Genomic DNA, 6,788 nt, shown 5'->3' with positions numbered 1-6,788 from the left:
CGAAGGGCAGCTTGCGGTAGCCGGAGGACGGCGGGGTTCCGTAGGTGGTCTCGAACGCCGCCGCCATGATGGCGTTGGCACCTCTGGCGCGGGCCATGGTGTTCTCCTGGGGTGGGATCAGTTCAAGGGATCGGTCGTGCCATAGACGGCGACGATGTTGACGAGAGCGTAGCGCGAGACGGCGGCGCCATCGGCGGTCAGGCCCTCGGTCTGCGCGGCCTGCACCATAAGATAGTCGCAGAGACCGCCGAGGGTGCGATCGGCGGCGACGGCCGCGCCGAGGGCCTGCAGCATGGTGTCGAGGCGGATCTCGGCGCTGATCGTGCGCGAGGCGTTCGCGGCGATCTCGACCGGGATCTGGTGCTCGTAGATCCAGGTGGTGGGGTTCAGCGTGACCTCGGGCTCGCCCGGGTCGCCGTCGTCCACGTTGACGTAACCGCCGGCCGGAATGACCTTCTGCTTCTCCTCGTTCCGGTAGTGCGCCGCTTTGGGCAGGGCCTCCTTCACGAGGGCGGCGACGGCCTGGATGACGCGTTCGCGCGTGCTCGGCATCAGAGCGTCCACTTCGCAGTGATGGCACCCGGCACGCGCTCGGCCCATTGCCTGGCCGTCGCCTCGACATCCAGGCGCTTGCGCAGCTTGGCCTGCCGGACCAGGACGAAGATGACGACGAACTTGCGGCCCGAGGCCGGCCCCGCCTCTTTGATGGCCCGGAACGACTTGCGGCCCTGATAGCGGGCCGCCTGGCGCCGGTAGAACGCGTCCGCGACCAGCACGCCGCCTGATTTCGTCGGCACGAAGCGCAGCTTCACGCCGGTTTCGCGCTGCCAAGCCTCCGGAGTGAGGCCGTTGCCGGTCGAGCCTTTGGCCCGACGCTTCGAGACCTGCCGGACGCCCGCATCCGGGGTCGGGATCGCAAGATATTTGCCCGTCTTCGTCGTGATGGTGACGCCGCGATCGAAGGCGTCAATCAGCTTCGCCGCGTTCGAGTAGAGGTAGGCCGAGGCCTCGATGCTCTCGCCCGTTTTCGGGAAGGTGAGGCCGCGCCAGGTGTTGGCGAGGCGCTGCCCGAGCCCGGCGGCCACCACGTCGGCGCGCAGATCCTGCTTCAGGCCGTCCGTGACGTCGCGCATGCCGGCGGTGACCGATTTCGCGACCTGCACCTCCGTGCCGGAGAGCAGCGCGCGCACGTCCGGGACCTGTGCGGAGAACTTCACGGGTCGTCCGGGTCGTCGGGGGCCAGGAGCGCGACTTCGCAGGTCCGGACGAGCTTGCGGGCGTCGATGCCGGCCAAGCCGATCACGCGGACCGTCTCTCTGAGCGCGCCATCCTCGTCCAGGACGTCCACGAGGTCGCCTTCGGCCGGCTCCGCGACCTCCGAGAGACGGATGTCGAGCAGCGTGGCGTCCAGGTCGAACTGGTTGCCCTGCAGCCCGACGATCCCCTCAGGTGAGCGGTAGCGGACGCGCACGGGCAGGCCCTCGTCGGACCCGCCCGCACGCCAGATCGCGTCGAGGCCCAGGTTCGGATCGTCGAACTGGGCGTCGACCATGGCCTGGAAGGCGCTCACGGCTTGCGCAGCGCCTCGATGACGTCCGCCTTCGTCTTGGCCTTCGAGATGTCGACGCCGCGGTCGGCCGCCAGGGCTTCGAGCTCTGGCTTGGTCTTGGCCTCGAGGCCGTCATCCACGTCCTCAGGTGCCGGCGGCGCTGTCGGGGTGGACGAGATCTGCCGGCCATCGACCGCAAAGCCGCCCTTGATCGCCGCTTCTGCGACCTCATCGGGCAAGTTGCCGATCCAGCCACGCGGAGCCGTTAGCTTCTCTCCCTGATCGCCTTTGAACGGGAATGCCTTCTTCATGCGAACGTACATGATGAACCTCCCGTCAGGTGCGGGTGAGCTTCACGATCACGTCCGGGCGGACGCAGATCGGGAGCACGTTGGACTCGGTGTGGATCTCCTGACCCTTGCCGTGGGGCAGGTCGTCGGTAGAGACGAACACCTTCGTCGAGGGCGGGATGTTCGCCTCTTGGATGGTGTCCGGCGGCGCGAGATAGCGCTTGAACAGCGGCGTCCCGAGCGGGATCGCGATCGCCTCGTTCTCGCCGACGGCATCGCGGGTGACGAAGGTGCCGTCGGCCTGCCGGTAGCGGAACTCCTCGTCGATCCGCTCGATCGTCAGGCCGGCGAAGGTGAAGCTATCGGCGACGTCGTCCCGGGCAGGGTTCACGGTCGGGCCAGGATAGTTCTTGAGGCCTTCCTTCACGCTGGCATGGCCGACGTAGCGGTCGAAGAACTCGCCGCCCGCCAGCACTCGCACACCAGTGGAGGGAGCGCCGCGGAGTGCCTTGCGAATGATCGCCTTCGTGGCCCGGTTCTTCGCCGCCACATCGGACGCCGAGTTGTCGAGATCGAAGTCGACCACGCTCTGCGTGATCTCGAAGGTGCCGAACAGGTCGCACAACTGGCGGCCGGAGGCATCAAGCACCAAGCCGTTCAGCGCACCCCAGTCGAGGTGGTTGTGGGTGGCGTCGTGCTTGGATCGGATGATCTCCAGCTTCGAGTTGTAGACGTTCGCCAGTGCCTGGAAGACGTAGCCGTCGCCGTAGACCAGCAGGTTCTGGAGGTCCGAGGGGGTGATCGCGTCGTCGAGCGGGAAGTGCGGAATCCGCACCAGCGCTTCCTGGCGATCGGTGCCCATGTTCTTGTTGCCGGGACCGCCGCGCTCCCGCGCCGGGATGATGGTGATCTCGCCTTCCTCAATGGCGATGACGGCGTAGGTCGTGTTGATCGGCGTATCGTTGAAGATGCCGAGCTGAGCCGGACGCCCCGTGACGTAGGGCGGGATGTTGATGCTCTCGGTCAGCCGGTCGGCGGCGAACTCGGGTGAGCGGAGTAGGTCGAGCGGCGTGGGCATTGATCAGACCCCCATACGGGCGACGACGCCCTTGGTTTCGAGAGCGGCGAGTGCGGCCGCCTGCTGGGTTGCGTTGATTCCGACGGGCCACTCCAGGGCTTGGAGAACCACTTCGGCGTGACGAGCGAGGATCACGACGCGCTGATCGGCGGCCGTGGCATCGACGTTCTCGAGCAGGATGGCTGCGGCGTTCTGCGAGCCGTCGGATGCGGCCGGGGCGAGGGGCACGAGCTTGGTGGAGGCGGTAATGCGGCCGAGCACCTTGCCGGGCCGAAGAATGCCGCTACCGCTCGCGAGAATGCCTTCGTCGCGACTGATGCGACCGCGACCTTCGTTCTTCACGACATCGGAGTCGGTCTTGTAGGAGAGGGTTTTCAGGGCCATCGAACGATCCTCCTCAGGCCTTGCCGCCGTGGCGGCGCTTCATGTCGGCGACGAGATCGACTTTTGGGGCCGTCGGCTTTGCGCCGTCGTCAGCGGGCGGGACGTGCGAGGAGGTCGGCGCCGCCTCCTCGTTGGCGCAGAGCTTGTCGAGGAGGACAGCGCGCGCCTGCTCGACGGTCTTGCCCTCGGAGAGCATGGTGGCCGCCAGATCCTTCGGGATCTTCGGGTCCTTGCGATGGGCCGAGGCGACCATCTCGTTGATCTTGCCCGCAGCGCCGACGCGCTCCTTGGCTTCCGCGACGGTGACGCCCTCCGAGAGGAGAGTCGCGGCCATCGTGGGCACGCCGCCATCGACGCAGAGCTTGGCGATGGTCGAGGCATCGGCGCGCGACAGACCCGAATCCGTCGTATTGGTCTTGGGAGCGGGCTCGCCGCCCACCGGTTCGTTCGCCATGGGTTTCTCCTTCTGGCGCGGGGGGACGGCCGGAGCGGCCGCGGTGGGGCGAGCGCGTTTTGTCCACGCTCGCTGATCGGCCAGAGCAACCAGGCGCTCCGGCGGATGCTGGAAAAGGCGGTAGTCGAAGGCCGTCGGCTCGGGCGCGGCGTCATCGTTGGCCGCGCGTGCCAGGGTCCGATCGGCGTAGCCGGCGGCCACGGCCTCCTCCGGGGTCATCCAGACCTCGGCCTGCATGTCGGCCCGGGCCTCGGCGACGGTCTTCCCGGTCTTTTCGGCATAGATGCCGGCCATCGACGTCGCGAGGGCCTGAAGCATCCTGATCGAAAGCTCGTGCTCGGTGATCGGACCGAAGGTGAACCCCGACGGGTCATGGACCATCATCAGAGAGCCAAGCGACATCACCACCTCGTCGCCCGCCATCGCGATGACGGACGCGGCCGACGCAGCGATGCCCTCCACCACGATCACCTTGCGGCCCTTGTGAGCTGCGATGGCCGAGTGAATGGCCGCGCCCTCGGTGGCTACGCCTCCCGCGCTGTTAAGCCGGATGGTGATGTCCTGCTCTCGGCCGACCTGGGCCAGCGCGAAGATGACGTCAGCCGACGTGAAGCTGTCGTCCCAGTAGAGATCGCCGACCGTCCCCGTGAGGATGATCTCGTTCCCATTGACCAGAGCGGCCATGGTGCCTCCGTGAAGTGGTGATGGGTCCGCTCAGCCGGCTGTCGGTGTCGGCTCGGCGGTCGCGCCGTCGTCAGGCGACGCCGCGGGATCAACAGCCTTCTGCCGCCCGTCGCTCGTGTAGGAGAGCTGCAGCGCGTCGGCCCGCTCGTTGTCGGCCGCGTTCTCGGCGTCGACCTCCTCGGAATCGTACCCGACCTCGGCGACCTTCTGAGTCCGCGACGAGAAGCCCGCCTGGACCTCCATCGTCTTGCCCTGCACATCCTGCACAGGGTGGATGTAAGGCCAAGCTTGCGGAATCCACTTCACCGCGTAGACGTCTTGGCGCCGCATGCCAGATGGGATCGTCAACGCCCCGGACAGGATCGCCAGATCGATCCAGCGCAGCCAGATCGGCCGGCAGAACTGGAAGACGATGAGGTGGTGCTGCCACATCTCGATCGCGCGGCGGAAGCTGTTCAGCGCAGCGCGCAGCGTGCGGTCGTTCAACTGGCTGTAGTCGCCACTCAGCTCCTCGTAGAGCAGGCCGGCCGCCACCGCGACGCCGCGTAAGGACTGGCGGACGAACATGTCGAAGTTCGGCCCGACATCCGGCGGGTTGGAGAAGGTGATGTCCTCACCGTCGGCGAGCACCTGAAGGGTCGCGGGCTCGAAGTCGACCGTGCCTGCGCCAGCCTCGTCGGCCCCTTCCGTGCCAAGTGGGCCGCCGCCTAGCGCCTCCTCTGCATCCTCGAACTTGCGCTTGATGAAGCCGACCAGGAGCGCGGCGTTCTTCTTGCGGGCAAGCTCCGCGTCGAGGTAGCCGTCGAGGTCGTAGAGCGTGCGCAGGGCACGGGCCAGCCAGGGCTCGCCGCGGTCCTGGCCGGGGCGCATTGCCCTGAACAGGTGGCAGACGTCGGCCGCAGGCACCTCGGAGAGCTCTGGGAAGCTGGTGGCCGCAGAAGCGTCGCCGGGATGCTCCCGGTACAGATGGTATGCGGTCCGCCTGCCGATCGCGTCGTAGCTGATGCCCTGCCAAATCCGTTCGCTCGGCTCAGTCTTAGTGTGTGGGCAGTGGTCGCCTTCCAGAAGCTGAAGCTGCAGCGGAACGGTCAGGCCATCCTCAGCGCGGCGCGTGCGCAGGCGCGTGAAGGTCTCGCCACCCTCCACCATGCCGCGTACGGCCAGGGCCTGCAATCCGTAGAAGTCAAGAGCGCCGACGGCGTCGGCCTCATCTGTCCAGGCCAGAAACAGCTTCTGGATCTGAGCCCGGAAGACGGCATCCTCGGCCTTGCGCTTCTTCGCTTGCGCCTTCGTCAGCCCTTCGTAGGATCGGGTAGCGAGGGATCGCGGGGTGATGCCGGTCCCGATGATATTCGAGACGAGCTTGTCGACCGCAGCGCCAGCGTAGGGGTTCTTCCGGGCCTGATCGCGCGACTTCCGGCGTAGTTCCTCGAGGCCGTACTTGATTGCGGTCTTCGGACCATAGCTGCCGACCCGCCAGGATCGAGAGCGCCGGCCATTCCCGCCCACGATCTCGTAGGGCCGCGCCGGTGCACCGCCGAGGACGACATCGACCGGAAGATCGGTGCCTGCCAGAGGCTCGACGTACCTGTCGGTACCCTTAACCTTGACGCGGGTGCGGAAAGGCTCTGCCACGAGATCAGAAGCCATTCCGAGCGGTGATGACGACCTGGCGGGTGCGCCGGGCCTGAACCGCGCCGGTCGTCGCCGCCAGGGCGTTGATGCGGCCCACGAGGTCGGAGCGAGCGGCCCGCATCTCCGCATAGGAGCGGTAGGTCACCCGGCCAGTGCCATCGCCGCCCTCGACGGTGAGGACACCACTCGCCATGGCCTGGTCCAGCGTCGCGAGTTGCCTGCGCAGCTTCGCGAGGTCGAGTTCGGGGTTCGCGGCCATGGTCACCTCGTCCGGCTTCTGACCTTGCTTCGGCGGCTGCCGGCGCGCTGGAGATTGCGGGCGGCGAGCGAGCCCGCTGCCACCGTCTTTTCCGGCACACCGTCATCCAGGGTGATGGCCGGGCGGGAACGCTCGATGCCCAGCGCGCCCTTGAGGTCGCGCCAATGCACTTCGCGCCAGCGATCCCAGCCGCGCATCGCCGCCAGCCCGCGGGCGTAGTTCGCGCAGTCCAGCACCTCGTTGCGCCGGCCGCCGATCGGCACCCACTCGCGCCGGGTTCGGCCCCGCTTCACGGCGGTGACCAATTCCTCGGAGGTCAGCTGCTTGACCTGATCCTCGGTGACGTCGTCCGGGAGGTGGACGAAGCCGGCCGGAAAGGGCTTGCCCTCGGGCGGGCGGTGGAGCGCCAGGCACCCCATGAGTTCCTGCTTGGCGAACGAGGCGCCGATCCGGAT

General features: G+C 67.6%; 10 protein-coding genes. All 10 read right to left on the bottom strand.

Annotation, left to right across the window (positions count from 1 at the left end):
• Positions 1-117: 117 nt before the first annotated feature.
• Entirely contained in the window at positions 118-552 is a 435-nt protein-coding gene (locus tag MKK54_RS00645) for a hypothetical protein (RefSeq protein ID WP_244008586.1), read from the bottom strand.
• Positions 552-1,217 carry a DUF6441 family protein gene (locus tag MKK54_RS00640; protein WP_244008585.1) on the bottom strand — a complete coding sequence of 222 codons (666 nt, stop codon included), beginning with the start codon at positions 1,215-1,217 and terminating at the stop codon, positions 552-554. The genes MKK54_RS00645 and MKK54_RS00640 overlap by 1 nt, the downstream gene beginning before the upstream one ends.
• Positions 1,214-1,570: a hypothetical protein gene (locus tag MKK54_RS00635; protein ID WP_244008584.1), complete on the bottom strand. Its 357-nt coding sequence runs from the start codon at positions 1,568-1,570 to the stop codon at positions 1,214-1,216. Before MKK54_RS00635 ends, MKK54_RS00640 begins: the two co-directional genes overlap by 4 nt.
• A complete protein-coding gene (locus MKK54_RS00630; protein ID WP_244008583.1) occupies positions 1,567-1,872 on the bottom strand; it encodes a hypothetical protein in 306 nt (101 codons plus the stop codon). Before MKK54_RS00630 ends, MKK54_RS00635 begins: the two co-directional genes overlap by 4 nt.
• Before the next feature lie 13 nt (positions 1,873-1,885).
• Entirely contained in the window at positions 1,886-2,917 is a 1,032-nt protein-coding gene (locus MKK54_RS00625; protein WP_244008582.1) for a major capsid protein, read from the bottom strand.
• 3 nt (positions 2,918-2,920) lie between these two features.
• A complete protein-coding gene (locus MKK54_RS00620; RefSeq protein WP_244008581.1) occupies positions 2,921-3,301 on the bottom strand; it encodes a head decoration protein in 381 nt (126 codons plus the stop codon).
• A gap of 13 nt (positions 3,302-3,314) precedes the next feature.
• Positions 3,315-4,439 (bottom strand): head maturation protease, ClpP-related, encoded by a 1,125-nt coding sequence (locus MKK54_RS00615; protein ID WP_244008580.1) that lies wholly within the window; start codon positions 4,437-4,439, stop codon positions 3,315-3,317.
• A gap of 30 nt (positions 4,440-4,469) precedes the next feature.
• Entirely contained in the window at positions 4,470-6,089 is a 1,620-nt protein-coding gene (locus MKK54_RS00610) for a phage portal protein (protein WP_244008579.1), read from the bottom strand.
• Entirely contained in the window at positions 6,079-6,333 is a 255-nt protein-coding gene (locus MKK54_RS00605) for a phage head-tail joining protein (RefSeq protein ID WP_244008578.1), read from the bottom strand. The genes MKK54_RS00610 and MKK54_RS00605 overlap by 11 nt, the downstream gene beginning before the upstream one ends.
• A 2-nt stretch (positions 6,334-6,335) precedes the next feature.
• A partial coding sequence (locus MKK54_RS00600; protein ID WP_244008577.1) for a terminase gpA endonuclease subunit occupies positions 6,336-6,788 on the bottom strand: 453 nt, incomplete at its 5' end.

Origin of the sequence: Methylobacterium sp. J-068 (assembly GCF_022829445.1) — a bacterium.
Lineage (GTDB): Bacteria > Pseudomonadota > Alphaproteobacteria > Rhizobiales > Beijerinckiaceae > Methylobacterium.
Note: the sequence above shows the minus strand (reverse complement) of the source record. Positions and strands in the feature narration are given on the sequence as shown.